Origin of the sequence: Spirillospora sp. NPDC000708, assembly GCF_040299565.1 — a bacterium.
Lineage (GTDB): Bacteria > Actinomycetota > Actinomycetes > Streptosporangiales > Streptosporangiaceae > Spirillospora.
The window spans coordinates 23,168-49,406 of record NZ_JBEPCJ010000051.1; the positions used below are offsets into that span (position 1 = coordinate 23,168).

Below are 26,239 nucleotides of genomic sequence, written 5' to 3' on the forward strand. Positions count from 1 at the left end.
GAAGCCGAGCGGATGCCGCTAGCGCACCCAGCCGGTGTAGCCGCGCCCGCTCTGGGGCCGCTGGGCCTGCTCGGCGGGACGGCCGCCCGCGCCGGGCTCGAACGCGGCGGAGACGGCACGGACCAGCCAGGCGTTGACCGAGATCCCCTGCCGGCCCGCCGCCTCCTCCACGCGCAGCTTGAGGTGCTCGGGCAGCCGCAAGGTCATCCGCGCGGTGCCGCCCTCCTCCCCCGACGGCGGCACGGCCTCGGGCACCGGCGCGGCGACGGCAGCGTCTGGGGACGGCGCGGGCGGCGGCGTCACCACGAACGCCGGTTCGCCGCCCCGCAGCCGCACGTCGACCGAGCCCGGTGCGAGATCCCGGGTGATCTCGTCGGCCGCGGCCGACAGCGCCTCTAGCAGCGCGAGCCTGGCCGCCGAGTCGAGCGCCCCGGTGAGCCGCTCGGCCAGCGCCCGCGCATCCGGACCCCCCGCCTCGGCGGCGACGGCGAGTTCGCGGCGGAGGTTCTCGACATACGGCATCAAGTCCATGCCACCACCATGACGCCAAAGTGACGTCGTGTCAAGCCAACGTGACGTCACCTGGCATCTTGCTGACGTCACACGCCGCGAGAAGGTGCGGCCGCGGCGGGCCGAGGGGCTCGCCGCGACCACCTCCCCGCTAGTCCCCGGGCATCACGGTGAAGGTGAACCCGGTGGTCGTCGGACGGCGCAGCGGGATCTCGCACTTGATCCGGCGCAGCACCTCGCTCCTGCTGACGCCGAGGCCCTGCGCGATGAGCCGGTCCGGACGCACCGGCACCGGATCCTCGAACACGACCTGTACCCGGACCGGCCATGCCTCGTCGAGCCGTGCCGACGGGGCGTCCAGCCGCCAGGCGCCCGTCCAGTCCAGGGCGAAGCGGTTGCGCCGGGCGAGCAGCGGATCCAGCAGCGTGGACGCCACCAGGTCCGGATCGTTGACGCGGTAGCCGTGGAGTTCGGCCGGATCGAAGGACCTGACCGGCGCCCGCTCGTGGACGGTGAGCTTGCTCGTCCGGTCGCAGGACGTGCAGCGGACCAGCAGCCACACGTCCAGCAGCTTGCCGTTGGCGTTGACGCGGAACCTGCCCTCGCCGGTGGTGGCCGACTCCGACCGGCAGTCCGCGCACCGCAGCGACAGCAGAGGCAGCCGGGTCCGGCGAACGACCCAGGGCAGCACGGTATGAGGTTGTGAAGACATGATCTCTCTGGACCTGACACGAGGCCGATTGCGCGCGGCCTCGAACGCTGTACGGCCGGGCGCGCGAGGGCAGCCCGGCAGAGCCGACGGGGTCCGTCGGCTACAGGTGAGCGGAAGAAGGTGTCAGGTCTAAAGAGCAGGCGGGGTCACGCGGGTCCGTCCTCTGTCCTCACGGCGATGGGCCGCAGGCAACCTACGGGAGGGCGGACGAACCGTTCAAACGGTTTTCCGGCGCCGCGAACCTCCGCATCAGCCCCGGCCCGCAGAACACGCTGCCCTCCGGGTTTGCCAGGCACGAGGCCGGCGACACGGCCAGTGCCTTGTGCACCCGCTTCTATTCGTTGCCGACAAGGCCGCGGGCGCGCACACCGTACAAGGGGCGTGACAAGTCCGAGCCGCAAAAGGACCCCGACCGCGCATACGCCGAACTACGCGGACCCGGTGAACGACAGAACGCCCAGCTCAAGTCATGGAGAGTCCTACGAAAGCCGGGCTGCTGCACCCACCGCGCCGGCCGCCTCACCAAAGCCATCCGCACCCCGCAATACCGGGGGCCGCAGCACACCGAAAAGGCTCAGTGCGTCAAGGGCGGCTATGGCTATGTTGATGTGTTGTTGGACTTGGCTTGGCCTCCTTTGGTGACCGCCTCAATTGTCTCGATCTCAAGGCATCTCACTATGCAAGAACTTGGCCGCCTCTTATGGGCGACTGGCGGGTAGTCGCGTACTGTCACGGATCGTGCCTTTTGCGCCTATCTCCGAAAGAGACCCAGGGTGGAGCGACTCGACTCAAGTGGCTTGACCATTAAGGGGAGCCCTCTTTGACCAGTCATCAAGTGCAGCTGTTTCTCCTGGACGTAACGTTGATTCTGCTGGTGGCGCGCGGGCTCGGCGCGCTGGCCGGGCGTGTGGGACAGCCAGCCGTAGTGGGCGAGATAATCGCCGGTATTCTGCTCGGGCCCACGCTGATGGACGGCGCGATCTCGGACGCCCTGTTCCCCGCCGATGTGCGGTCCTCGCTTACGGGCGTCGCGAATCTCGGTCTGGCTCTGTTCATGTTCGGCGTCGGGCTCGAGGCAGACGCCGGTGCGCTGCGAGGCAGAGGACGGCTGGCCATCGGCGGACTTCTCGGAGCCAACCTCGTCCCTCTCGCACTGGGCATCGGTCTGGGGTTCTACCTGCTGCGCGAGTATTCGGCGCGAGGCGCGTCGCCGACCGCGTTCGTGCTGTTCATCGGTCTGGCGATCTCGGTGACCGCCTTCCCGGTGCTCGCGAGGATCATCGACGGCCGGGGGTTGTTCGCCACCGAGTTGGGCGGACTGGCGCTGGCGATCGCCGCCCTGGTCGATGTGGTGGCCTGGGCGGAACTCGCCGGCGTCCAGGCCATGGTCGGTGGCGGAGCAACGTTGTGGCGTACAGCCTTGTTCGTCCTCTACGGGGCCGGTGTGCTCCTCGTCGTCCGGCCCGTGTTGCACAGGCTCATCCGCGCGGAGCGGAGCCAGAAAGCCCCTGCGGCGTGGACCTTCCCCGTGGTTCTGGCGGGTGCGCTGCTGTCCGGTGCGGCCACCGAGGCAATGGGCATGCACTTCATTCTCGGTTCCTTTCTGTTCGGCATGGCCATACCGCGCACCGGCGGCGGTGCATTGCATGCCGACGTTAGCGACGGCCTCACCCGACTCACCTCGGTGCTACTGCCGGTTTACTTCGTGGTCGCCGGGCTGCAGATCAACCTGACGTCCCTGAAGATCTCCAGCCTCTGGCAGTTCGGCGCCATTCTTTTCGTCGCGGTGGTGAGCAAGCTTGGCGGGACCTACCTGGGACTGCGGACCCAGGGCATGTCCGCGCGGCCCTCGATGGCCATCGCGGCCCTGATGAACACGCGGGGACTGACAGGGCCGATCGTCGTAGGAATCGGCCTGCAGATGCACCTTTTCGGCGGCGAATTGTACGCACTGATGATCGTCATGATGCTCGTCACCACCCTCATGACGGATCCGTTGCTGTCGCTGACGTTTCGCGGCACGGTGACGATCCCCGGCTCCATCCGCGAGGGCGAAGAGCCCGCGAGATTGCAAGTGGCAACGCCGCCCTGACGTCGCGGGGCGCGGTCGGTGAAGTCCGTCAGACCTGGTTCGCGGGCTCGTCGCCGGCGAGGACGGCCGCGGTCATGGACAGGTGGAGGGTGAGGGTCTCGGCCGCGGCGTCGGCGTCGCGGGCCAGCGCCGTCTCCTCCAGCCGGCGGTGCTCGCCGACGGCGTCCCGCTCGGGCCCGCGGTGCGCGGACCAGCGGCGGGCCAGCTCGCTGGCGGTCCACAGCCGGTCGAACGTCTCCAGCAGGACGGGGTTGCCGCACCCCTCCAGCAGGGTGCGGTGGAACACCCGGTGGGCTTCGGCCCAGGCGGCGGTGTAGTACTCACCCTCGTCCGGCGCGTACGGCGGAGTGCGGGCCAGACGGTGGAAGGCGGCGCGCACCCGGGCCTCCCAGTCGATGTCGCCGCGCTCGATGGACATGCGCAGCATGACCGGTTCGACGGCCCGGCGGGCCTCGGCGATCTCCTGCCAGCGGCGGTCGGAGAAGGCCGGGACGGCGAAGCCGCGGTTCGGCAGCCGGTCCGCGAGGCCCTCGCCGACCAGCCGCACGAGCGCCTCGCGCACCACGGCCAGGCTCACCCCCTGCTGCTTGGCGAGGTCGTGCGGCTTGAGGGCGTCGCCGGGGACGTGCTCTCCCCGCATGATCGCGTCCCGGAGGCGTGCGTGGACCTGCTCGGAGAGCATCCGCTTCCCCGGCCCGGCCTCCGGGGACGGGGGGTGCGCTGTCTGAGGCATGGCGCCAGCATAGATGAAGATGCAAATAATCGATTTTCAATGCTATGGTCGATTCATGGCGAGGTGAGAGCGGACGGCCCCGCCCTCTGCACGGCGCCGCGGGCCTCCATCGGCTCAGGCCACGCCACCCACAGCACAACCCGAAAGGAAATCGCGATGAGCGAGAACGACCCCTTCGCCCGCCTCCCCGAGGCGGCCTCCTTCTCCGTGACCAGCACCACCGTCGGCGACGGCGACGCCTGGCCGCCCGAGCAGCTCGCCTCCGGCGTCCCCGGCGGCCGGGACGTCTCCCCGCAGCTGTCGTGGAGCGGCGCGCCCGAAGGCACGAAGAGCTATGCCGTCACCATCTACGACCCCGACGCCCCGACCGGGTCCGGGTTCTGGCACTGGGCGGTCGCCGACATCCCCGCCGCCGTCACCGAACTGCCCGAAGGCGCCGGCGACGACACCGGCTCGGGCCTGCCCGAGGGCGCGTTCCAACTGCCCAACGACGCCCGGGTCGCGCGCTACATCGGCGCTGCCCCGCCGGCCGGTCACGGACCGCACCGCTACTTCGTCGTGGTGCACGCCCTCGACGTCGCCTCCATCGGCGTCCCGGCGGACGCGACTCCGGCGCTCCTCGGCTTCACGATGGCCGGCCACATCCTCGGCCGCGCGGTCCTGACCGCCACCGCCGAAACCGCAGAGGCCGCCGCCTGACCGTAAGGGACGGCCCCGGCCGTCCCCACACGGGCGCCGCCCACGCATCGGGGGCGGCGCCCTGCCGGCTCACGCGACGGTCCGTCCTTCGGTCCCGGCGAGCATGCCGATCAGACTGTGCGGTGCGCCGTCGCCGAACATGAGCTCGTGCAGGTGGGCGGCGTCGGCGGCCTCAGCGGCGCTGCGGGGGAACAGCGCCCGCTCGTACTCGGTCAACGCGGCCTCGACGTCGCCGGGGTGGGCGGCGATCGCCTTGCCGAGGTCGGCGCCGTCGTACATGGCGAGGTTGGCGCCCTCGCCGGACGGGATCATGAGGTGGGCGGCGTCGCCGAGCAGCGTCACGCCCGGCACGCGGTCCCAGCGGTGACCGTCGGGCAGAGCATGGAGGGGGCGCAGGACCGGCGCGGTGTCACCGTCGGTGATCAACGCGGTGAGGGCGGGCGCCCAGCCGTCGAACTCCCGCGCGACGCGCGCGGCGGCCGCGGCGGGATCGGTGAAGTCGATGCCGGCGAACCAGTCGCGGGGCCTGCGGAGCGCCACATAGGTGTGGAGGGTCCCGCCGCTCTCCCGGTGGGCCTGGATGCCCTTTCCCGGTCGGAGCGCGAACATCGTCCCGCCGCCGACCGCCTTCGCGCAGGCGGGGTGCCGGTTGTCGGCGTCGAACAGGTACGTCTCGACGAACGACATGCCGGTGTACTCGGGGACGGCGCCGGAGAGCAGCGGCCGGACCCGTGACCAGGCGCCGTCCGCGCCGACCAGCACGTTCGTGACGACGGTGCCGCCGTCGGCGAAGGCCACTTCATGGCGGCCGCCGCCCAGGGCCCGGACGCCGGTGACCTTGCGGCCCCATTGGACGGTGCCGGCGGGGAGTGAGTCGAGCAGCATCCGCCGCAGCTCGCCGCGCTGCACCTCGGGGCGCCCGCCCGTGCCGTCGTCGGGTTCGTCGAGCAGGACGGTCCCGTCCGAGGCGAGGGCCCGTGTCGCCTCGCGGCCCTCCAGGACGAGACCGCGGAACTCCTCGATGAGGCCCGCCGCCTGGAGGGCCGGTTGGCCGTTGTGGTCGTGGATGTCGAGCATCCCGCCCTGCGCGCGCGCCGTCGGCGACGGCTCCGCCTCGTAGACCGTGGACGGGATTCCGTGGACGTGCAGGGCGCGCGCGAGCGTGAGGCCGCCGAGCCCGGCGCCGATGATCGTGACGTGAGCGGTCATGGTGGCTCCCTTCGATGGGGAGGTCGGCCCGGCCGACCTCTGGTACGCCGTTCCATCACTCCAACGCCGCGCTTTGGAACGATGTTCCAGACGTGGCAGGATGGCGGTATGGCAACGCGGGCACGCCGGTCGCACCGGCGCACGGAAGCGCTCTCCCGGGAGCGCATCGTCGAGGCGGCCGTCGAGCTGCTCGACGCGGCCGGCGAGGGCGGGCTGACGTTCCGGGCGCTCACCGACCGCCTCGCCACCGGTCCCGGAGCGATCTACTGGCATGTGGCGAACAAGGGCGAGCTCCTCGACGCCGCCACGGACGCCGTCGTCGCCGCCGCTCTGGCCGTCGAGCCCGCCGCCCTTCCGGACTCGCCACGGGACGAGATCCGCGCCGTCGCGCTCGGCCTGTTCGAAGCGACCGAAGAGCACCCCTGGCTCGGCGCTCAGCTCGCCGCGCAACTGTCCCGCAACCCCGCCGGGACGGTCACACCGCGGATCTTCGAAAGCCTCGGCCGGCGGGTCCGCGCGCTGGGCGTGCCGAGGGGCGACCGGTTCACGGCGACGTCGGCGCTGATGCACTACATCCTGGGCGCCGCGGGCCAGAACGCCGCGAACACCGCCGGCGCCGCCGCTCTCGGACCCGACGCCGACCGCGCCGAGTTCCTCGACGCCGTGTCCACGGCATGGGAGGAGCTCGACGCCGACGACTACCCGTTCACCCGTGCCGTCGCGGACGAGCTGCGCGAGCACGACGACCGCGAGCAGTTCCTCGCCGGGATCGATCTGATCCTCGCGGGCATCACCGCACTCCACCCACCCGACGCGCAGGCACGCACATCACCCGCCACCTAACTGGCGGCAGGTCACGGCGCCGGGTGAGCACGTCCCTGGCTTGAACCGCCCCTTTTCCGCTCGCGATGGAGAAAGTGAATCTAGCGGTTCTCGCTGTCCGGCGAGGGCTCGTACCGGCGGCGGTGCCGGGCGGCCCCGGCGCTGAGGATCCGGCTGAGGTCGTACGCGGGAGAGCGGTCGAGGCTTTCGCGGTCCTCGTCGTAGCGGCGGGTGGTGGCGGGGTTGGCGTGGCCGAGGAAGTCCTGCACCACGTGGAGGGGGTGGCCGTCGAGCAGGACGGTCGCCACGCCGTGCCGGGCGCTGTGGGGCGAGAGCTGGTCGGCCCCGTGGACGCCCGCCGCCGCGGCGACCCGCCGTACCAGCCGGAACACGTACGGCTGGTCGATGGGGCGGCCGGTGCGGGTGGCGAACAGCGGGGCCGCCGGGTCGAGCGGCCGGTCGGGACGCTCACGGCGTTGTTCGAGGTAGGCGTCGATGGCGTCGGCCGCCAGCGGGGGCAGCACGAAGCGCTTGGTGGCACCGCCCTTGACCGGCAGGTCGATGGTCCGGTGCCCGGAGTCGTGGCCGAGGCTGTCCACGGTGGTGTCGGTGACGGAACCGACCCGGCAGCCGGTGGAGAACATCAGGGCCAGCACCGCGGTGGTGCGCGGTGTCTCGTGCACCTGCGCGTACGCCAGCATCCGCTCCATGTCGTCGGCGGAGATCCCGCGGGTCGTGGAGTACTGGCTGACCCGCGGCCGCTCCATCCCGGAGCCGAACGGATTGCGCGCGGCGAGGCCGGCGCGGTGCAGGTAGGCGTACCAGGAGCTGACGGCCGACAGCCGCCGGGCGCGAGTGGCGTTCTTCAGGCCCTGGGCGCGCAGGGCGGCCAGATAGAGATCGGCCTCGAGGTGGCTGATGTCGGTCGGGTCCAGGCCCCGGGTGATGACCCACGTCAGCCACCAGGCCACCTCGCGGATGTAGCCGGCCTGGGTGGCGGGCGAGGAGCGGCGCTCGCCTTGGAGCCAGGTCCCGGTCGCGTTCGCCAGCTCCCGCAGCGTGGCCGCCGGCAGGTCGGCCCCGGATCCGGCGCGCGCGAGGAGGTCGGCGAGTTGGTGCGGGGTCCGGGCCGGCGCCGGACCGCGTAGCGCCACGGTCGGCGCGGTGGCGACTTCGACGCGCTCCCCCGGGACGGCGAGATGCGCGGGGACTGCGTCCTCCCCGGCGGCGGTGTCCGTCGTCGGGTGCTCCGGGCTCATGCGGCCACTGCTGTCGGTCACTCCGTCGCCCCTCGGTCGGCTCTCCACGGCGAGTACATCATAACGGCGATTGTCATGTAGCAATGGTTTCGCAAACACGGAACCGCAAAACTAGTTTCACGTTTCACGCAGAGCCTCTATGCTCAGCATGTGGGCGAAGACGAAGCAGGGAAGACCGAGGCGACAGGCCAGGAGACGGGGCCGGACGGTGGGCCGGACGAGCGCGCGAACGCTCTGACCGTCCTCCAGGCGCCCAGCAGCGAGCCGCGGCCGTGCGAATGGTGCCAGCAGCCGCTGCCTCCACCCCGCAACCCGCGCCGGGGCGGCCGGCCGCAGCGTTACCACCAGCCCGGCGAGGGCCCCGGCGGGCAGAACTGCAAGGCGCTCGCCGACGCGGCGCGCAAGACGGCGACCGCCGCCGCGACCGCCGAGCCGCTGGCCGCGCTGCGCGCCTTCGGGGAACGCGCCGCCACCGAGCGCGCCGCGTTCGCCGATCGGCTCGGCCGGCACGTCGCCGACCTCCAGCGGCTCGCGGAGCTGGAGAAGGAGGAGTCGGACCGTCTGGCCGCCACCGTCGACGCGGTCACCACCCGCAACAGCGAGCTGGAGCGGCAGGCCGCCGAAGCCTTGGCCGCAGCCGACGAGGCGACCGCCGCGCGCGACTCCGCCGAACGGCTTCGCCAGGCCGCGGTCGACGCCCGCGCCGAGGCCGAACGCGAACGCGACCGGTCCCGGACCGCCGCCGCCGAGGCCGACACCCGCGCCCGGCTCGCCGAAGAACTCGCCCAGACCCATCAACTCGCCCGCAAACAGGCCGAGCAGCAGGCCCGGCAGGCCGCCGACGACCGTGCCGAAGCGCGCAGCGAGCGCGATGCCGCACGGGAGCGACTCGCCGACGCCGAACGGCGGCTGCAGCAGATGCGCGACGACCTCGTCCAGGCTCAAGCCCGGCTCGCGGAGGAGCGCAGCCGGGTGCAAGCGCTCACGCAGGAGGCGGCCGACCACGCCGACCGGGCCCGCGAGGCGACCGCACGCGCGGACGCCGCCGAACGCGACACCGCGAGCGTCCGCGACCGGCTCGCCGAGGCCGTGGCCGCCGCCGAGACGGCCCGCACCGAGCGGGCGGCCGCGCAGGCGGCGCGCGAGGCCGAGGTCGCGGCCCTCACCCGGGACCGGGACGCAGCGCGCGCCGACGCCGACCGGCAACGCGAACGCGCCGTCCTCGCCCAGCAGCGCGCCGAGACCGCCGAGGCCCTGGTGCCGCCCGCCGGACGGCTGCCCGCCGTGGACGCCACCGGCCCCGCGGCGCTCGTCCGGATCGGTGAATCCGCAGCCGTCCGCGCGGAGGGAGAAGAGGTCGTCCTCGACCGGTTGCCCACACCGCTGTCCACCGAGACGGCTCTGCAGGTGGCCTACGCGATCCTCGCCCTGAAGGCCCCGGTGTCCTAGCTCGGACACCAGCCGCGAAGTAGGTCGCGGGCAGCCGCACAAGCCCCCGCTTCCCTGTCCTCGCCCTCATCGAGTGAACGAGGCAAAGAAGCGGGCTTACGGCAAGAGCGGTCGCCAGAGGAGCTGTTGGCGAACTGGGCGCTGGTAGACGGTGACCGAGACCTGGTGGCGAACAAGAGTCGATTCAGTGAGGCCCGAGTGATACGCGTGCGCTCCTGAGCTCGCGCGTTGGCGTCAGGAACGAAGGGTGCGCAGGCCGGTGCGGATTTCGCCGACCAGGATCTCGGGCTGTTCCAAGGCCGCGAAGTGCCCGCCCTTGTCGGCCTCGCCGTAGTGGATCAGATTGCCGTAGGTGTCTTCGATCCAGCTTCGTGGCAGGCGTGGGATGTCCCTCGGGAAGACGGTCACCGCGACCGGAAGCGTCAGCTTCGGGCCGGCGAAGGTGAGCGATTTGTTCTCCCAGTAGATGCGGGCGGACGACGCTGCGCTGTTGGTGAACCAGTAGAGGGATATCGCGTCGAGCATGTCGTCCATGCCGAGGGCGTCCTCGGCGAGCCCGTGGTTGTCGGTCTTGGACTGGAACTTCTCGTAGATCCAGGCCGCCTGACCAGCGGGAGAGTCCGCCAGGGCGAATCCGACGGTCTCCGGCTTCGTGCCCTGAAGGTGGTTCGACCCACCGAGATCGCCGGTGTAGAGGGCGAGGGTCTCCACGGCGTAGCGCTGTTCGGGCGACAACGTGTCGGGTATCTGTGCAGGAAAGGCGTACTGGGTGTTCAGATGAATTCCGAGAAGCCCCTCAGGCTGCATGGATCCGAGGGCGGTGGTGACGACGGCACCCCAATCGCCGCCTTGCGCGGCCCATCTCGTGTAGCCGAGACGCTTCATCAGCTCCACCCACGCGCTTGCGATGCGCGATACAGTCCACCCGGTCTCCGTGGGCTTCTGGGAGAACCCGAACCCGGGAAGCGACGGGACGACGACGTCGAATGAATCTGCGGCGTCTCCTCCGAACGAAACCGGATCGGTCAGCGGGCCGATCAGCTTCAGGAACTCGACGATCGAGCCCGGCCATCCGTGCGTGAGCATCAGCGGCATCGCGTTGGGATTCTTGGACCTGACGTGGATGAAGTGGATGTCCAGCCCATCGATCTCGGTCAGGAATTGGGGGAAGCGGTTGAGTTCGGACTCGAAGCGCCGCCAGTCGTAGCCGCGCCTCCAGTAGTCGACCAGAGATCTGGCGTTCTCTACGCGAACCCCTTGCGACCAGTCGCCCACCGTTTCCGGAGCCGGCCACCGGGTTCTGGCCAGTCGCTGCTTCACGTCGTCGATCTCCGAATCCGGGATCGAGACGGTGAACGGGCGGACGACGGGCGTGGCCGGCGGCGTCGGTGCGGTCATTGCTTCTTCTCCTGACCTTCGAAGCGCAGCGCAACTCTCCGTTGCACACTGCTGTGCAGCCTACTTCGCTGCACACCAGTGTGCAGTGTGATTCGTTACACACCGATGTGCAACAATGCAGTCGTGCCCACCGAGTCCTCCCGTGCGCGCTCGATGAACGAGACACGCGATCGCATCCTCGACGTCGCCCTCGACGTGCTGGGAGAGAACCCCGACGCCGGTATGGGCGACATCGCCTCCGCTGCCGGCGTCGTCCGCCGCACCGTCTATGGCCATTTCCCCTCGCGGCTCGACCTGGTTCGGACGCTCACGGAACGGGCCGTCACCGAGATGACGGCCGTGCTCACCGAGGTCAACGCCTCCCACGCGGAAGCGGACGCGACATGGGTCGAATTCATCGCCCGCGTCTGGCCGGTGACGCACCGGTATCGAGTGCTGCTGGCGCTGCGCCGCGGCGAGTACGGGGAGGCGATCCACGGCCTGCTCGGGCCAGTCGATGATCTTCTCGCCGACCTCGTGAAACGGGGCCAGGACAGCGACGTGTTCGCACAGCACCTGCCGGCGGGCATTCTGAGCCAGGTCGCCTACGGCGTCGTGTTCGCCATCGCGGACAGCGACCTGTCGAACGAGCCCGTCGGCGCCCGAGCAGCGACGATCACGAGCCTGCTGATGCTGGGAGTTCCCGAGGCGCGCGCGATCGCTCTCGTGGACGACCAGCCCTGACCCGCAGCACTCGAGCGGAGCCGCAAGGGCGCGAGTCCGTGCGCAAGCGCGGCAAGAGCATCGGCGTCACCGACGACGACATGTCGTTCATGGCCCGTCCACCTTGTGCGGGCTGGGACTCCGAGGCCCTGAGAACGACCGTCGTTCCGCTACTCCCCCGCCCTCCGGTCCGGCCGGGCGTGACCGAGGTAGGTGACGATCGGCTTGCCGTCCGGTTCGAGAACGAAACCCGTCATTCCCGGGATCGCCTCGTCGGCGATCCTCCCCTTCCGGCGCGCGACGGTCGCTCGGACCAGGTCGAGGACGTTCGCGGGCTTGAAGGAGCAGACGTCCTCGTTCCGCAGCCCGTGAGCGGCGAGGGCGGCCGCGACCTCCTCCGGGGTCCGCAACCGCGCGGCGGTGTAGCGGCCGCGCGGCATGATCCGGGTCGACGGCAGCGCCTGGAAGGCCCCCAGGTAGATCAGCCGGGAGACCGGCGTCCGGTTGACGGTGTCGTAGAACAGGACGCCGTCGGGCCGCAGCAGCCGGGCGGCGTGCGCGACGACCCGGTCGAGGTCGTCGGTGATCTCGAAGGTGTCGGCGTAGAAGACGATGTCGAAGGACGCGTCCGGCAATCCGGGGTCCTCCGCGGAGGCGGTCGCGTATTCGACGGCCTCGGCGGTGCCCGCCTCCCGCGCCATCGCGGTCGCCTCGGGGGACGGGTCCAGCGCGACGACGGTGAGGCCGAGCCCGGCCAGCCCCCGGGCGAGCAGCCCGCGCCCGCTGCCGACCACCAGGGCGGACCGCCCGGCCGGGTCGATCCCGAGCCGGCGCAGCACCGAGTCCACGTACTCCAGCCGCACGTCCTGGAACGTGAGGGCCCGGATGTGGCGCCCGTCGATGGCGCCGGCCGTACGCGAGTCCAGTTCGATGGTCGGTCCCATGTCGCCTCCCGTTGGTTCCCTAAGGAAACCTACCTTAGTCCCCTAAGGGAACCCGGGTAGTCTGGACGGGTGACCAGGACCCCGCTCACCGACGTCGCGTGCTCGATCGCGCGCGCCACCGACCTGTTCGCGGACGCGTGGACGGCGCTCATCATGCGCGACGTCCTGGTGGGCGTGACCCGCTTCGACGACCTGGCCCGCGACCTGGGCATCTCGCGCAAGGTCCTGGCCGCCCGGCTCGCCCGGCTGGTGGAGGAGGGCGTGCTGGTCCGCGAGCGCTACCAGGACCACCCGCCTCGCGAGCACTACCTGGCGACGGAGAAGGGCAAGGACCTGTATCCGGTCCTGCTCGCCCTGATGCGGTGGGGCGACCGCTGGTACGGGGAGTCCGGGCCGCCCGTGCGCATCCACCACCTGGAGTGCGGGCACGACACCGAGGCCGTCACCGCGTGCGCCCACTGCGGGCACGAACTGACCGCCGACAACACCACCCAGCTTCCCGGTCCCGGCGGCCGCATCGGCCCCGGCACCAGTGTCATCGGCCCCCTCATCGCCGCCCGCGGATCCGCCACCTGACCGATGGGCCGCGCCGACGTCATCGGTGGGACGCGGCCAGGTAGTGGCTCAGCTGGACGGACGCGTCGAGCATCGCCAGCCCCTGCGCGGTGAGCTTTCGCTGCCAGCCGTCCAGGGCGGCGGCAAGGGCGCCCGTCCCGCCGGCCTGCCGGACCTGCTCGACCACCGTGCGGATGTGGCCCAGCGGGTAGCCCCCGCGCCTGAGCAGGTGGGTGAGCTCCGCGTCGCGGACGTCGTCGGCGCGGAAAAGGCGGTAGCCGGTGGCCGGGTCCCGGGCGGGCGCGAGGATGCCCGCGCCTTCCCAGTTGCGCAGGGTCGCGGCCGTGACCTGGAGCCGGTGCGCGAGTTCGCCGATGGTGAGGGTCTCGGGGCGCCCGGGCGGGTCCGGCTGGACGCCGGAGTCCATGATCAGGTGGTCGACCGCCTGCCGCACCGCGTCGAGGGTGTCCCGGTCGCGGAGCAGCCGGCCGTGACCGAGGTCGATGATCCTCAGCGCGCCGTCGAGGTCGCCGTCGTGCACGGCGTTCATGATCTGGCCCGCGATGGCGTGCCCGTACGCGGGGACGAGGGCGAGGAAGGCGCGCAGCGCCGCCGCGTGCGCCTCGGTGTAGATCCGGTACCCGCTGCGCGTGCGCTCGGCGGGCGGGAGGAAGCCGTCCTGCTCGTAGTTGCGCACCGCCTGGGTCGAGATGCCGTGCTCGCGCGCGAGGTCAGCTGGTCGCAAGTGTCATCACCGTTTGAGACTTTAGCGCGCTCCAAGACGACGAATGCAGCCAAAGTCTCAACCGAATTTTCAAAGATACGATTGCGACACATGACCCAGGACATTTGCGGGTTCGTACCCGCGTCATGCGACCTGCTGGGGCTCGGTGAGCCGACGCATCTCGAGCCCGCCTTCGGACGGGTCCGCAACGACCTGTTCGCCCAACTGGTCGGCCGAGGCTTCCGGTCGATCGCCCTGGAGACCGATCGTGTGGCCGCGCTCGCCGTGGACGACTTCGTCCAGCACGGCACCGGAAGCCTCGACGCCGTGATGGGCGGAGGGTTCTCGCACGGCTTCGGAGACCTGGACGCCAACAGGCGGCTGGTCGACTGGATGCGCGAGTACAACCGGGACCGGCCCGCCTCGGAACGCGTCGCCTTCCACGGCTTCGACGCTCCGATGGAGACGACCAGCGCGCCCAGCCCCCGGACCTACCTCGAACACGGCCGCGACTACCTGGCCCTCGACCATGACATCGCGGCCCTGACGGGAGAGGACGGGCGGTGGAGCCGCATGGAGGCGGTCATGGACCCGGCCATGTCGGTCGGTGAGACGCCCGAGGCCGAGAGGCTGCGCTCGATCGCCGACGACATGCTCAACACGCTCTACGCGCGCGCACCGGAACTGATCGCGGCGACGTCGCGCGCCGAGTGGTACCGGGCGAAGACGCACCTCACCGCCGGCCTCGGTCTGCTGCGGTATCACAGGCAGTCGGCCCAGCGCCTGGAGCAGGCCGCCCGCATCTCCCTGCTGGGAGGCACCCGGGACGCGCTGATGGCGCGGAATCTCCTCGACATCCGCGACATCGAGGCCCGGCGGGGACCGACGCTCGTCTTCGCGCACAATCTCCACCTGCAGCGGAACATCTGCGTCATGCCGATGGGGAATATGGAGCTCAGCTGGATCGGTGTGGGCGCCATTCTCGGGTCCCTGGTGGACGAGCGGTACGTTTTCGTCGCCGGAAGCCTGGGCCGCAGCGGGATCCTCGATATTCAGGAGCCGGCCCCGGACACCTACGAGGGTTCGCTTCAGGGCCGTGTCGGCACGTGGGGCCTGGTAGAGGCCGCCTCGATCGCCGCCACCGGTCCGCGAACGGACGCCGCCCAGCAGCAGACCTATTTCCCGCTCGGCAAGGAGATCATCGACGCGGCGGACGCCGTCCTGCACATCAGCGACGCCTCGACGGCCGCCCCGAATCCGTAGGGGCCGGGCGGTGTAGGCGGATCCGCCTCAGCACCGCGGCTCGCGCAGCCGCCCGCCTTCGGCGGGCGGCTGCGGCTGCGGGGCCGGGGAACGGCGATAGGTTTCGGGTGTGGACGACACCTCGGACGACGCGTTGGACGTCGACGCTTTCGACGTGGACGCCTTCACCGCCGCGATCGAGAGCTTCAACCGGTTCTACATCCGGATTCCGATGCTGGAGAAGCTGCCGTTCACGACGCTGTCGGTGCTGGACACGCTCGCGGCGGGCGGTCCCGTGCGGATGACCGAGCTGACCAGGACCGAGCAGGTGAGCCAGCCCGGCATCACCCAGCTGGTCACGCGGCTGGAGCGGGACGGGCTGGTGGAGCGCCGCCCCGACCCGGACGACGGGCGCGCCGTCCTGGTCCACATCACCGAGGCGGGCCGCCGGATCTGGCGGTCGCGCCGCGCCGACCGGGCGCGGCACCTGGCGCCGCTGGTGGAGCGGCTGACCGGGGAGCAGCGGCGGGCGCTCGCGGACGCGCTGCCCGCGCTGGCCCGCCTCGCCGAGCTCGGCCGCGACGAGGCGGGCCGCAGGTAGGTCGGCTGCAAGCGGCCCGGGCGCAGGTAGGCCTGGCGCCCCGTGAGCGGGCGCTAGCCGGGGCGCTTCGCCTTGGGGCGGGCGCGCAGGTGGGCGCGTTCGCCCTGGCTGCCGAACAGCACGAGGAACTCGACGGGGTCGGCGTCGACGGCGCCGAACCAGTGCGGCAGCCGGGTGTCGAACTCGGCGGCCTCGCCGGGTGACAGGACCAGGTCGTGCTCGCCGAGGAGGACGCGCAGCCGTCCGTTGAGGACGTACAGCCATTCGTAGCCCTCGTGGGTCTGCGGTGTGGGCTCCCGGCGCTCGCTGCCGGCGGGGATGACGAGCTTGTAGGCCTGGATGCCGCCGGCGCGGCGGGTCAGCGGCAGCATGGTCATGCCGTTGCGGACGACGGGCCGCAGGTGGATGCGCGGGTCGCCGGTGGGCGGCGCGTCCACGAGCTCGTCGAGGGTGACGCCGTAGGCCTTGGCCAGCGGGAAGAGCAGTTCCAGGGTCGGGCGGCGGGCGCCGGACTCCAACCGCGACAGCGTGCTCACCGAGACGCCGGTCGCGGCCGACAGGTCGGTCAGCGTGATCTCGCGCTCGTTGCGCAGCGCGCGCAGGCGCGGGCCGACCGCGTCGAGCGCCTGGTCGAGGTCGTCGTCCATACTGCCAGTTTGCCATATCGGCAAAGAGGTTTGCCGTCGCCGGGGTCCGGTTCGCATAGTGGCCGCGGAGGTGGTCGAGATGACCGAACGGCTGAAGGACGCCTATGACGTGGTGGTGGTCGGCGGGGGCGCCGCGGGCCTGAACGGGGCGCTGATGCTCGCGCGGTCGCGGCGGTCGGTCGTGGTGGTCGACGCCGGTTCCCCGCGCAACGCGCCCGCCGAGGGCGTGCACGGGCTGCTGGCCAGGGACGGGATGCCGCCGGCCGAGCTGCTGGAGCGGGGCCGGGCGGAGGTCCGGCGCTACGGCGGGCACGTGGTGGCCGGGACGGTCACCGAGGCGGTGCGCGACGACGGCGGTTTCACCGTCGGCCTGGCCGGCGGTCGGACCGTCCGGGCGCGCCGGCTGCTGGTGACGACCGGCCTGGTGGACGAGCTGCCGGACGTGCCGGGGCTGGCGGAGCGGTGGGGCCGGGACGTGGTGCACTGCCCGTACTGCCACGGCTGGGAGGTCCGCGACCGGGCCATCGGCGTGCTGTCGAGCGGTCCGATGTCGGTGCACCAGGCGCTGCTGTTCCGGCAGCTCAGCGACGATGTCGTGTTCTTCGCCCACACCGCGCCCCGGCCCGGCGGCGAGCAGGCCGAGCAGCTGGCCGCCCGCGGCGTCCGCGTAGTGGAGGGCGAGGTCGCGGGCCTGGAGGTCGCCGATGACCGGCTCGTCGGCGTCCGGCTGGCCGGCGGCGCGGTGGTCGCGCGCGACGCGCTGGCGGTGGCGTCCCGGATGACCGCCCGCGGCGGCTTCCTCGCGGGGCTCGGGCTGCGGCCGGTGGAGCATCCGACGGGCGCTGGCGAGCACATTCCGGCCGACACGGTGGGCCGCACCGAGGTGCCCGGAGTGTGGGTCGCGGGCAACGTGACCGACCTGTCCGCCCAGGTCGGTGCCGCCGCGGCGGCAGGTGCGATGGCCGGGGCGCAGATCAACGCCGACCTGGTCGCCGAGGAGGCGCGGGACGCGGTGGCCGCGCGGCGGGAGCCGTTCTCCGCCGAGTCCGAAGCGCGCGCCTGCGAGGCGGTCCTGGGCGACCGCCGCCACGGCCTGTAGCCCGGCGGATTGTGCGGGGCGGTTGCGCGGCGGGGTCCGTCCATGCCATCTTGGAACGGTCGTTCCGAGTTATGTGGAGGCGGGAGCGGATGCCCGACGTCAAGCACTTCGACCCGGACGCGGTGCTGGAGCAGGTCGTGCGGCTGTTCTGGCGGCGCGGCGCCGCGTCCACCGGCATCGCCGAGGTGGTCGCGGAGACGGGGATCAGCCGGTCCAGCCTGTACGCGACGTTCGGCGGCAAGCGGGATCTGTACCTGGCGGCGCTCCGCGGCTACGTGGAGCGCCACTCGCGCCCGGTGTTCGACCGCCTCGCGGCCGACGGCCGGGGGCTGGCCGCTATCGCCGGCTTCTTCGCCGGGCTCATCGCCGCCCGCTGCTCGGGCGAGCACGCGCGCTGGGGATGCATGGTGTCCAACGCGCACGCGAGCCCGGACGGCGCCGAGGACGACGACGTCAGGCGGATCCTGGACGCCCACCACGACGGGCTGTGCGCGGCGATGCGCGCGGCCCTGCGGTCCGCCGACCGGCAGGGGCAACTGCGTCCGGGCCTGGACGTCGACGGCACCGCGCAGACCCTGGCGCTGCTGGCCTACGGCGTGAACCTGCGGTCGCGCGCGGGCGCCCCCGCGGCCGCGCTGACCGCGTCCGTGGACGCCGCCCTCGCCTCCCTGACCCCCGATGAGGAGAACCGATGACCGAGTTCACCGTGTACGACGAGACCGACGCCCCCGAGGCCGCGCGCCCGCACCTGGAGGCGGCCAGGAAGCGGATGGGGTTCGTCACCACCCTGAACGGGGTGATGGCCGAGTCGCCGGAGCTGCTGGCCGGGTACAATGCGCTGTCGGAGCTGTTCGGCAGGTCGTCGCTGCCCAGGAACGCCAAGCACGTCGTGTGGATCACCGCGAGCGTGCTGAACGGCTGCGCGTACTGCGTGGCGGCCCACTCCACGCTCGCGCTGCGGTCGCGCGTCCCGGCCGAGGTCGTCGAGGCGCTGCGCGGCGGCCGCGCGCTGGACGACCCGGCGCTGGAGGCGGTCCGCGTGTTCACCGGCGCGATGGTCGAGCAGCGGGGCTGGGTGGACGACGCGCAGGTCGAGGCGTTCCTGGCCGCCGGGTACACCCGACGCCACGTCCTGGACATCGTCCTCGGGATCGGCATGAAGACGCTGTCGAACTACACCAACCACATCGCGCACACCCCGCTCGACCCCGCCTGGGAGGACCAGGAGTGGACGGCGCCCGCGCCCGCGTGACGCGGGTCCGGCCCGCGGCTCACCGCACCGACACGCTCCGGTGGGTGGCGGCCAGCAGACGCAGCGCCGCGTGCGACGGGGAGCCCTGCTCGACGGTGTGCGCAACCAGCGCCTGGTCGGGGTCGTCGGGCAGCCGGAGGGTCTCGAAGCCGAGGTCGAGGGTGCCGACGACGGGGTGCCGGTAGACGTAGCGGCCGTGCGTCTTCTCCTTGAGGCCGTGCTCGGCCCAGATCTCGCGGAACTCGGGGCTGGCGGCCGACAGCTCCTCGACCAGCGCGGCGGCCGCCGGGTCGCCGGGATGCCGCCCGACGTCCAGCCGCAGGTAGCCGACGATGTCGGCGGCCTTCCCGCGCCAGTCGGCGTACAGGCCGCGCATGCCCTCGTCCAGGAACACCATGCGCGCGAAGTTGCGCTCGGCGGGCGCCAGCGCCCCGAAGTCGGTGATGAGCGCGGCGGCCAGGTCGTTCCAGGCGAGCACGTCGGTGTAGCGGCCGACGATGTAGACGGGCACTTCGGTGGTGGCGTCCAGCAGCCGCCGCAGCCCGGACCGGACCTGCTGGGGCCGCCGCTCGGGCGCCCCGGCGGGCTCGGTGTAGGGGCGGGCCAGGCGGTACAGGTGGCCGCGTTCGACGTCGTCGAGCCGCAGGGCGCGGGCGACCGCGTCCAGGACGGCCTCGGAGAAGTGCAGGGTGCGGCCCTGCTCCAGCCGGACGTAGTGGTCGACGCTGACGCCGGCGAGCCGGGCCAGTTCCTCGCGGCGCAGGCCGGGGACGCGGCGCCGGCCGCCGTAGTCGGGCAGCCCGAGCTCCTCGGGCTTCAGCCGGGCCCTGCGTGAGCGCAGGAACTCGCCGAGTTCGGCTCGCCTGTCGAGTGCCATGGGCCGATTATCCCGTGCCGTCCCGGGACGCCGGGACCGCGGAGCCTGGTCATGCGGTGCCTAGGCAGCGGCCGCCACTGGGTACCGCGGCGCTCGCCGACGACAGTGATCATCACGAACTCCCGCGAACCTGAGGAGCAGGGGAAATGATCACAACGCGTCCGCTCGGCGGCACCGGCATGGACATCACCGCGGTCGGTTTCGGGTCCTGGGCGGTGTCGGGCCCGGGCTGGCGGTTCGGCTGGGGCGCCACCGACGACGCCGAGTCCGTCGCGGCGATCCGGCATGCGATCGGTTCCGGCGTCAACTGGATCGACACCGCCGCGGTGTACGGCCTCGGGCACTCCGAGGAACTGGTCGGCAAGGCGATCGCGGGGCTGCGCGAGGACGAGCGGCCGTTCGTCTTCACCAAGGCCGGCCTCGTCTGGGACCCCGCCGACCCGCAGGCCGCGCCGCGGCGGATCATGAAGCCGGCGAGCGTGCGCCGCGAGGTGGAGGACTCGCTGCGGCGGCTCGGCGTCGAGCGCATCGACCTCTACCAGGTGCACTACCCCGACACCGGCGAGTCGCTCGAGTACGCCGGCAACGGCAGCGGCCCGGTGTCGCCGAACGCCACGCCGCTGGACGAGTACTGGCAGATCATGGCCGACCTGAAGGCCGAGGGGAAGGTTCGCGCGATCGGGCTGTCCAACCACCCCCCCGACCTGCTGGACCGGGCCGAGAAGATCGCGCACGTGGACGCGGTCCAGCCGCCGTTCTCGGCCATCAACCGGTCCGCGGCCGGCGAGATCGCCTGGGCCCGCGAGCACGGCACCGGCGTGATCGTGTACTCGCCGCTGCAGTCGGGGCTGCTGACCGGCGCGTTCTCGGCCGAGCGGGCCGCGACGCTGCCCGCCGACGACTGGCGCACGGCCCACCACGACTTCACCACCGGGCTGGCGGCGAACCTGCGGCTCGCGGACGCGCTGCGTCCCGTCGCCGAACGCCGCGGCGCGAGTGTCGCGGAGGTCGCGATCGCCTGGACGCTGGCCTGGCCCGGCGTCACCGGCGCGATCGTCGGCGCCCGCCGGGCGGACCAGGTGGACGGCTGGATCGGCGCCGGCTCGGTCGAGCTGACCCCGGCCGACCTGGACGAGATCGCCGCGGCGATCACCGCGTCCGGCGCGGGCACCGGCCCCGCCCGCCCCTGACCCGCACCGTCACCGACCCCGCACCGCTTCCCTCACGCGACCTAGAAGGAGATCGCCATGTCATTGACCGTCGTCGCCGAATGCCTCGCCTCGCCCGGCCAGGAGGACCGACTCCGCACCGCTCTGGAGGCGATGATCGAGCCGTCCCTGGATGAGCCGGGATGCCTGGCCTACCGCCCCTACGCCGACCCGAACCGTCCCGCCCGGATGGTGGTCGTGGAGGAGTGGACGGGTCCCGAGGCGCTGGACGAGCACTTCGCCACGCCGCACTTCCGGCACGTCGAGCAGGTGCTGGGGCGGATCCTCGCCGAGCCGATGACGATCCGGCGGCTCGTCCCGGCGCCCTGACCTCGCCCGCGCGGCCCCGCGGCCCGCACCGCCCGCGCCGGTCAGCTCGTCAGGAGACCGGCGCGGACGGCGGCGCGATCGTCACGCAAATCCAGTTCCGTTAGTCTCGCCGTCGCTCGGAAAGAAGTGGGACGAGGGGGGACTATTCATGCCGCAGGGTTCGCATGCCACGATCAGGGAGTTCACCGTCACCGACCCCGAAGCGGGTCCTTATGGAATAGCCACGGGACCGGAGGGGTCGTTGTGGTTCACGCTGGTGCATGAAGGACGGATCGGGCGGATGGCGCCGGGCGGCGAGGCGGACCTCCATCCGGCCGACCCCCTCCCGGACGGGCCGATGAACATCACAGCCGGCCCGGACGGCGCCCTGTGGTTCACCTGCCTGCGCGGCGACCGCGTCGGCCGGATCGACACCGGCGGCCGGGTGACGATGTTCGAGGTCCCCCCGGGCGGCCCCTGCGGCATCGCCGCCGGGCCGGACGGCGCGCTCTGGTTCACCCTCATGCGGACCGACCGCATCGGCCGGATCACCCCCGCCGGGGAGGTCGCCGAGTTCCCGCTGCCGGTGTCGGGCGCCATGCCGTCCATGATCACGGCGGGGCCGGACGGGGCGCTGTGGTTCACCCTCAACCAGGGCAACGCGGTCGGGCGGATCGCGCCCGGCGGCGACGTCGCCGTGCACGCCCTGCCGACCGAGGGCGCCGCGCCGGTCGGGATCACCGCGGGCCCGGACGGCGCGCTGTGGTTCGCCGCGATCGGCGCCGGGCACATCGGCCGGATCACCACGGACGGGAAGGTGACCGAGTTCCCGCTGCCCGACCCGGGGGCGCGCCCGCACGCGATCGTCACCGGCCCGGACGGGGCGCTGTGGTTCACCGAGTGGGGCACCGCGCACGTCGGCCGCATCACCTGCGAGGGCCGCATCGACGAGCATCCGCTGCCGAGGCCCGGCTGCGAGCCGCACGGCATCGCGCTCGGCCCCGACGGCGCCCTGTGGGTCGCCTTGGAGACCGGCGCGCTCGCCCAGGTCGTCCCCGGCTGACGCCGGCCACCCGACGCGCGGTCGCGGAAGGTTCCAGCGCGGGCGAAACGTTCGCGGGTCACCGTGGACGGATGAGATCGCCGACCGACACCGGTGCCCAGACCGCCACCGAGAACACCGGGTCCGCGCCCGTCCCGCGCCGCGGCGCGATGCTCGCCATCCTGTGCGCCGGCATGTTCCTGGTGCTGCTGGACGTCACGATCGTCAACGTCGCACTCCCCGGCATCGGCCGCGCGCTCGGCACCGGGCTGCCCGGCCTGCAGGGCGTCGTCGACGGGTACGCCGTCGCGATCGCCGGGCTGCTGCTCGGCGGCGGCGCGCTCGGCGACCGGATCGGGCACCGCCGGATGCTGCTGGCCGGGCTCGGGCTGTTCGGGCTCGCGTCGCTGGCCTGCGGCTGCGCGCCCGGCCCGGGACCGCTGATCGCGGCGCGGGTCGTCCAGGGCGCGGGCGCGGCGCTGCTGCTGCCCGGCAGCCTCGCGGTCATCACCGCGGCGTACCCGGGCCGCGCGGAGCAGGCCCGCGCGCTCGGGGTGTGGGCGGGCATCTCCTCCACGGCGCTGCCCGCCGGGCCGCTGCTGGGCGGCGCGCTGGTCGACTCCGCCGGCTGGCGGTGGATCTTCCTGCTGAACGTGCCGATCGTCGCCGCCGCGATCGCCGGGGTCCTCGCCGTCGTCCGCGAGCCGCGCCGGGAGCGTCCGGACGGCCCGCGCCCGCCGCTGGACCGCGCGGGGATGGCGCTGGCGCCGCTCACCCTCGGCGGGCTGGTGTGGACGGTCATCGCCGCCGGCCACGGCCACCGCGGGGAGGCGGCCGTCACGGCGGCCGTCACGGTCGCGGCGGCGGCCGCGTTCGTGTGGGCCGAGCGCCGCGCCGCGGCGCCGATGGTGCCGGGCGGGCTGCTGCGCGCCCCCGCGTTCCTCGGCGCCAACGGCATCGCCCTGGCGATGAACCTGGTCACCAACGGCGTGCTGTTCGTCGCGACGCTCAAGCTCCAGCAGGCCGAGCACCACTCGGCGTTCACCGCCGGGGTGCTGCTGATGCCGATGGCGGTGCCGCTGGCGCTGCTGGCACCGGTCAGCGGACGGCTCACCGCCCGGTTCGGCACCCGCCTCCCGCTCGGCGCCGGGACCGCGCTGGCCGCCGCCGGATGCCTCAGCCTGCTGCGGGTCGGCACCGGCGGCTCCTACCCGGTGCTGCTGCCGACGCTGCTGGCCATCGGGATCGGCGACGGCCTGATCGTGACGGCCGTGGTCGCCGCGGCGATGCGCGCCGCCCCGCCCGCGCACGCCGGACTGGCGGGCGGGTTCAACAACACCGCCCGGCAGGTCGGCACGGCCCTCGGCGTCGCGGTGTACGGGGCGGTCGCCGGCCCGGCGCTCGACGCGGCGCACTTCACGGCGGGCCTGCACGCGCTGGCGTGGGTGAGCGTCGGGCTGTGGCTCGCCGCGTTCGCGCTCGCCCGGATCGTCCCGAACCGCTGAAATTCGGTTGGCACGGCCGGACGGGTTCGTTAGAACGGTCGGCATGCTCCGCAAATACCCCCGCACCCGGCACATCGAGGGCTCCCGGCTCCAGCCGGGAGACCACGACCTGGCCGCGCGGCCGTTCTCGGCGATCGCCGGACGGTACCTGGTGGTGGAGGAGAAGCTCGACGGCGCCAACTGCGGCATCAGCTTCTCCTCCGACGGGGAGCTGCGGTTGCAGAGCCGCGGCCACTACCTGACCGGCGGGCCCCGCGAGCGGCAGTTCGGGCCGCTGAAGGCGTGGGCCGCGTCCGTCCAGCACGTCCTGCGGGAACGCCTCGGCGACCGGTACGTGATGTACGGGGAATGGCTGTACGCCAAGCACACCGTCTTCTACGACGCGCTCCCCCACTACTTCTGCGAGTTCGACGTCCTCGACCAGCGCGACGGGACGTTCCTGTCGACCGCCCGCCGCCGCGAGCTGCTGGCCGGCACGCCGGTGGTGTCGGTGCCCGTCCTGCACGAGGGGACGCTCCCGGACCTGGGCGCCCTGACCGCGTTCGTCGGCCCCTCGACCTGCCGCACCCCCGCCTGGCGGGACGCGCTGCGCGCGGCGGCGCGAGCGGGCGGCGCCGACCCGGACCGGGTCGCCGCCGAGACCGACAAGTCCGACGAGATGGAGGGCCTCTACATCAAGGTGGAGGAGAGCGGGGAGACGGTCGACCGCTACAAGTGGGTCCGGCCGAGCTTCCTGACCGCGATCCTCGATTCGGGGACGCACTGGCAGGAGCGTCCGATCGTCGCCAACGGCCTGGCCGACCCGGAGGTGCTGTATGCGGGTGTTCGCTGACCTGTGCCCGGCGCCGCCGCACTGGGACGTCCGGTGGGACGACATCCGCGAGGCGTTCGGGTGGGTGCGCGAGATGGCGGGCGTCCCGCAGGACGCGGTCTTCCACGGCGAGGGCGACGTCGAGGTCCACACCCGGATGGCGTGCGAGGCGCTCGCTGCGCTGCCGCAGTGGCGGGCGCGTCCGGAGGACGAGCGGGTGCGGCTGTTCGCGACGGTGCTGATGCACGACATCGCCAAGCCGTACTGCACCCGCACCGAGGACGACGGCCGGATCACCGCGCGCGGCCATTCGCGCCGCGGTGACCTGATGGTGCGGCGCATCCTGTGGGAGATGGGCGCGCCGGTCGCGTGGCGCGAGCACGTCGCCGCGCTGATCCGCCACCACCAGGTGCCGTTCTGGGCGCTGGAGCGCCCCGACCTGCAGAAGATCGCGTTCCGGGTGAGCCTGCTGGCCCGCAACGACGACCTGGTGCTGCTGGCGTCGGCCGACATCCTCGGCCGGATCTGCCCCGACACCGACGAGCTGCTGGACAACGTCGCCCTGTACGGGGAGTACTGCGCCGAGCAGCGGTGCCTGGACGCGCCGCGCGCGTTCCCGTCCGAACACGCGCGGTTCTGGTACTTCCGCAAGGACGACCGCGACCCCGACTACGCCGCCTACGACGACACCCGCTGCACGGTGACGGTGTTGTCGGGCCTGCCGGGGGTCGGCAAGGACCACTGGATCGCCGCGAACCGGCCGGACGTGCCGGTGGTGAGCCTGGACCGGCTGCGCACCGAGATGGGCGTGTCGCCCGCCGGCGACCAGCACGCGGTCGCCGCGGCCGCGCACGAGCTGGCCCGCGGGCATCTGCGCGCCGGGCGGTCGTTCGTGTGGAACGCCACGAACGTGTCGCGGACGCAGCGCGAGCAGTGCACCGGTCTCATCGCCGGCTACCAGGGCCGGGTGGAGCTGGTGGCGCTGGAGGCGCCGCCGGCGGTGCTGCGCGACCGCAACCGCGGCCGGGCCGCGCCGGTTCCGGACGCGGTCATCGACCGGCTCGTCCGCCGCTGGGAGACGCCCGACCCGACCGAGGGGCACCGTGTCGACTGGGTGAGCACGGCCTGACGATTAGAGTCGTCGGGTGCGCTTGTATCTGTCGTCGTTCCGGATGGGCGGGCACCCCGACCGGCTGCTCGGCCTGCTGCCGGCGCCGGGGGCCGAGACCGCGGTGATCGCCAACGCTCTGGACGCGGAGTCCGAGGAGGGCCGGCGGGCCGGGGTGCGAAGCGAGATCGCCGCCTTGACCGCGCTCGGGCTGCGGCCGACCGAGATCGACCTGCGGCGGTACTTCGGCCGGCCCGCCTCCGCCATCGCCGCGGAGTTGGCGCGCTTCCCGCTGGTCTGGGCGCGGGGCGGCAACGCGTTCGTGCTGCGCCATGCGCTGGCCCGCAGCGGCGCCGACGCCGCGCTCACCGGCCTGCTCGGCCGCGACGCGCTCGTGTACGCCGGGTACAGCGCGGGCGGCTGCGTGCTGGCGCCGAGCCTGCGCGGCCTTGAGGCGTGCGACGACCCGGACGCCGTGACCCGCGTCCACGGGGACCCGCCGGTCTGGGACGGCCTGGGCGTCCTCGATCACGCGCTCGTGCCCCACGTCGACTCCCCCGGGCATCCGGAGTCGGAGGTCCTGACGGCCGTCGCCGCCCGCTACCGCGGCGAAGGCGTCCCGCACCGGTCGCTGCGCGACGGCCAGGTCCTGCTGGTCGACGGCGCGGAGACCGCGATCCTCTGACGATCGCGGCAGGGGCCGCCGGGCGTCGCCGGCGGCCCCTGCGCT

28 protein-coding genes are annotated in these 26,239 nt (G+C 72.7%); 18 read left to right on the forward strand and 10 right to left on the reverse strand.

Annotation, left to right across the window (positions count from 1 at the left end; translation table 11 throughout):
- Positions 1-18: 18 nt before the first annotated feature.
- Both ABT299_RS30780 and ABT299_RS30785 read right to left on the reverse strand, forming a co-directional pair.
- On the reverse strand, positions 19-531 hold the full coding sequence (locus ABT299_RS30780; RefSeq protein WP_500252870.1) for a toxin-antitoxin system HicB family antitoxin: 513 nt from the start codon (positions 529-531) through the stop codon (positions 19-21).
- Between the two features lie 130 nt (positions 532-661).
- Positions 662-1,201, reverse strand: coding sequence for a DUF1062 domain-containing protein (locus tag ABT299_RS30785; RefSeq protein WP_387018929.1), 540 nt, complete (start codon positions 1,199-1,201; stop codon positions 662-664).
- 856 nt (positions 1,202-2,057) lie between these two features.
- Here ABT299_RS30785 and ABT299_RS30790 point away from each other — a divergent pair.
- Positions 2,058-3,314 carry a cation:proton antiporter domain-containing protein gene (locus tag ABT299_RS30790; protein ID WP_500252871.1) on the forward strand — a complete coding sequence of 419 codons (1,257 nt, stop codon included), beginning with the start codon at positions 2,058-2,060 and terminating at the stop codon, positions 3,312-3,314.
- Positions 3,315-3,342: 28 nt separating this feature from the next.
- Here the strand turns inward: ABT299_RS30790 and ABT299_RS30795 are convergent, their stop codons facing one another.
- Positions 3,343-4,047 (reverse strand): GntR family transcriptional regulator, encoded by a 705-nt coding sequence (locus ABT299_RS30795; protein WP_500252872.1) that lies wholly within the window; start codon positions 4,045-4,047, stop codon positions 3,343-3,345.
- 156 nt (positions 4,048-4,203) lie between these two features.
- On the opposite strand from ABT299_RS30795, the gene ABT299_RS30800 reads away from it, so the two are divergent.
- Entirely contained in the window at positions 4,204-4,746 is a 543-nt protein-coding gene (locus ABT299_RS30800) for a YbhB/YbcL family Raf kinase inhibitor-like protein (RefSeq protein ID WP_500252873.1), read from the forward strand.
- 69 nt (positions 4,747-4,815) lie between these two features.
- On the opposite strand, the gene ABT299_RS30805 is transcribed toward ABT299_RS30800, so the two are convergent.
- On the reverse strand, positions 4,816-5,955 hold the full coding sequence (locus ABT299_RS30805; protein ID WP_500252874.1) for an FAD-dependent oxidoreductase: 1,140 nt from the start codon (positions 5,953-5,955) through the stop codon (positions 4,816-4,818).
- 108 nt (positions 5,956-6,063) lie between these two features.
- On the opposite strand from ABT299_RS30805, the gene ABT299_RS30810 reads away from it, so the two are divergent.
- A complete protein-coding gene (locus ABT299_RS30810; RefSeq protein WP_500252875.1) occupies positions 6,064-6,798 on the forward strand; it encodes a TetR/AcrR family transcriptional regulator in 735 nt (244 codons plus the stop codon).
- 80 nt (positions 6,799-6,878) lie between these two features.
- On the opposite strand, the gene ABT299_RS30815 is transcribed toward ABT299_RS30810, so the two are convergent.
- A complete protein-coding gene (locus ABT299_RS30815) occupies positions 6,879-8,057 on the reverse strand; it encodes a tyrosine-type recombinase/integrase (protein WP_500252876.1) in 1,179 nt (392 codons plus the stop codon).
- A gap of 129 nt (positions 8,058-8,186) precedes the next feature.
- Here ABT299_RS30815 and ABT299_RS30820 point away from each other — a divergent pair, with 129 nt between their 5' ends.
- Positions 8,187-9,485, forward strand: a complete 1,299-nt coding sequence (locus ABT299_RS30820) for a hypothetical protein (RefSeq protein ID WP_500252877.1) — start codon at positions 8,187-8,189, stop codon at positions 9,483-9,485.
- A gap of 234 nt (positions 9,486-9,719) precedes the next feature.
- Here the strand turns inward: ABT299_RS30820 and ABT299_RS30825 are convergent, their stop codons facing one another.
- The gene (locus ABT299_RS30825) at positions 9,720-10,883 is read right to left on the reverse strand and encodes an epoxide hydrolase family protein (protein ID WP_500252878.1); all 1,164 of its coding nucleotides are present in this window, start codon (positions 10,881-10,883) and stop codon (positions 9,720-9,722) included.
- Between the two features lie 123 nt (positions 10,884-11,006).
- Between ABT299_RS30825 and ABT299_RS30830 the strand changes: the two genes are divergently transcribed.
- Positions 11,007-11,606: a TetR/AcrR family transcriptional regulator gene (locus ABT299_RS30830; protein ID WP_500252879.1), complete on the forward strand. Its 600-nt coding sequence runs from the start codon at positions 11,007-11,009 to the stop codon at positions 11,604-11,606.
- 149 nt (positions 11,607-11,755) lie between these two features.
- On the opposite strand, the gene ABT299_RS30835 is transcribed toward ABT299_RS30830, so the two are convergent.
- Positions 11,756-12,529: a methyltransferase domain-containing protein gene (locus ABT299_RS30835; RefSeq protein ID WP_500252880.1), complete on the reverse strand. Its 774-nt coding sequence runs from the start codon at positions 12,527-12,529 to the stop codon at positions 11,756-11,758.
- A 69-nt stretch (positions 12,530-12,598) separates the two neighbouring features.
- On the opposite strand from ABT299_RS30835, the gene ABT299_RS30840 reads away from it, so the two are divergent.
- Entirely contained in the window at positions 12,599-13,105 is a 507-nt protein-coding gene (locus ABT299_RS30840) for a winged helix-turn-helix transcriptional regulator (RefSeq protein ID WP_190856655.1), read from the forward strand.
- 19 nt (positions 13,106-13,124) lie between these two features.
- On the opposite strand, the gene ABT299_RS30845 is transcribed toward ABT299_RS30840, so the two are convergent.
- Positions 13,125-13,829 carry a TioE family transcriptional regulator gene (locus ABT299_RS30845; protein WP_500252881.1) on the reverse strand — a complete coding sequence of 235 codons (705 nt, stop codon included), beginning with the start codon at positions 13,827-13,829 and terminating at the stop codon, positions 13,125-13,127.
- Between the two features lie 90 nt (positions 13,830-13,919).
- On the opposite strand from ABT299_RS30845, the gene ABT299_RS30850 reads away from it, so the two are divergent.
- Together ABT299_RS30850 and ABT299_RS30855 are read left to right on the forward strand one after the other, a co-directional pair.
- Positions 13,920-15,071, forward strand: a complete 1,152-nt coding sequence (locus tag ABT299_RS30850; RefSeq protein WP_500252882.1) for an erythromycin esterase family protein — start codon at positions 13,920-13,922, stop codon at positions 15,069-15,071.
- 109 nt (positions 15,072-15,180) lie between these two features.
- Positions 15,181-15,651 (forward strand): MarR family winged helix-turn-helix transcriptional regulator, encoded by a 471-nt coding sequence (locus tag ABT299_RS30855; protein WP_347256688.1) that lies wholly within the window; start codon positions 15,181-15,183, stop codon positions 15,649-15,651.
- A 53-nt stretch (positions 15,652-15,704) separates the two neighbouring features.
- Here the strand turns inward: ABT299_RS30855 and ABT299_RS30860 are convergent, their stop codons facing one another.
- Positions 15,705-16,298 (reverse strand): helix-turn-helix domain-containing protein, encoded by a 594-nt coding sequence (locus ABT299_RS30860; protein ID WP_190856652.1) that lies wholly within the window; start codon positions 16,296-16,298, stop codon positions 15,705-15,707.
- Between the two features lie 79 nt (positions 16,299-16,377).
- Between ABT299_RS30860 and ABT299_RS30865 the strand changes: the two genes are divergently transcribed.
- From ABT299_RS30865 to ABT299_RS30875, 3 genes are all read left to right on the forward strand, one after another.
- On the forward strand, positions 16,378-17,397 hold the full coding sequence (locus ABT299_RS30865) for an NAD(P)/FAD-dependent oxidoreductase (RefSeq protein WP_500252883.1): 1,020 nt from the start codon (positions 16,378-16,380) through the stop codon (positions 17,395-17,397).
- An 89-nt stretch (positions 17,398-17,486) separates the two neighbouring features.
- Positions 17,487-18,092: a TetR/AcrR family transcriptional regulator gene (locus ABT299_RS30870; protein ID WP_500252884.1), complete on the forward strand. Its 606-nt coding sequence runs from the start codon at positions 17,487-17,489 to the stop codon at positions 18,090-18,092.
- The gene (locus ABT299_RS30875; RefSeq protein WP_190856640.1) at positions 18,089-18,649 is read left to right on the forward strand and encodes a carboxymuconolactone decarboxylase family protein; all 561 of its coding nucleotides are present in this window, start codon (positions 18,089-18,091) and stop codon (positions 18,647-18,649) included. The genes ABT299_RS30870 and ABT299_RS30875 overlap by 4 nt, the downstream gene beginning before the upstream one ends.
- A gap of 19 nt (positions 18,650-18,668) precedes the next feature.
- Here the strand turns inward: ABT299_RS30875 and ABT299_RS30880 are convergent, their stop codons facing one another.
- Positions 18,669-19,526, reverse strand: a complete 858-nt coding sequence (locus tag ABT299_RS30880) for a helix-turn-helix transcriptional regulator (RefSeq protein ID WP_387018974.1) — start codon at positions 19,524-19,526, stop codon at positions 18,669-18,671.
- Positions 19,527-19,672: 146 nt separating this feature from the next.
- Here ABT299_RS30880 and ABT299_RS30885 point away from each other — a divergent pair, with 146 nt between their 5' ends.
- The 7 genes from ABT299_RS30885 (at position 19,673) to ABT299_RS30915 (ending at position 26,194) form a co-directional block, all read left to right on the forward strand.
- Positions 19,673-20,716, forward strand: coding sequence for an aldo/keto reductase (locus ABT299_RS30885; protein ID WP_500252885.1), 1,044 nt, complete (start codon positions 19,673-19,675; stop codon positions 20,714-20,716).
- Between the two features lie 57 nt (positions 20,717-20,773).
- Positions 20,774-21,064, forward strand: a complete 291-nt coding sequence (locus ABT299_RS30890; RefSeq protein WP_500252886.1) for a putative quinol monooxygenase — start codon at positions 20,774-20,776, stop codon at positions 21,062-21,064.
- Positions 21,065-21,212: 148 nt separating this feature from the next.
- Entirely contained in the window at positions 21,213-22,106 is an 894-nt protein-coding gene (locus ABT299_RS30895; protein WP_500252887.1) for a Vgb family protein, read from the forward strand.
- Positions 22,107-22,177: 71 nt separating this feature from the next.
- Positions 22,178-23,590, forward strand: coding sequence for an MFS transporter (locus tag ABT299_RS30900; protein WP_500252888.1), 1,413 nt, complete (start codon positions 22,178-22,180; stop codon positions 23,588-23,590).
- A 43-nt stretch (positions 23,591-23,633) separates the two neighbouring features.
- Positions 23,634-24,422, forward strand: coding sequence for an RNA ligase family protein (locus ABT299_RS30905; protein WP_500252889.1), 789 nt, complete (start codon positions 23,634-23,636; stop codon positions 24,420-24,422).
- Positions 24,406-25,530 carry an AAA family ATPase gene (locus ABT299_RS30910; protein WP_500252890.1) on the forward strand — a complete coding sequence of 375 codons (1,125 nt, stop codon included), beginning with the start codon at positions 24,406-24,408 and terminating at the stop codon, positions 25,528-25,530. The genes ABT299_RS30905 and ABT299_RS30910 overlap by 17 nt, the downstream gene beginning before the upstream one ends.
- A 16-nt stretch (positions 25,531-25,546) precedes the next feature.
- Positions 25,547-26,194, forward strand: a complete 648-nt coding sequence (locus tag ABT299_RS30915; protein ID WP_190856634.1) for a Type 1 glutamine amidotransferase-like domain-containing protein — start codon at positions 25,547-25,549, stop codon at positions 26,192-26,194.
- Positions 26,195-26,239: the final 45 nt, after the last annotated feature.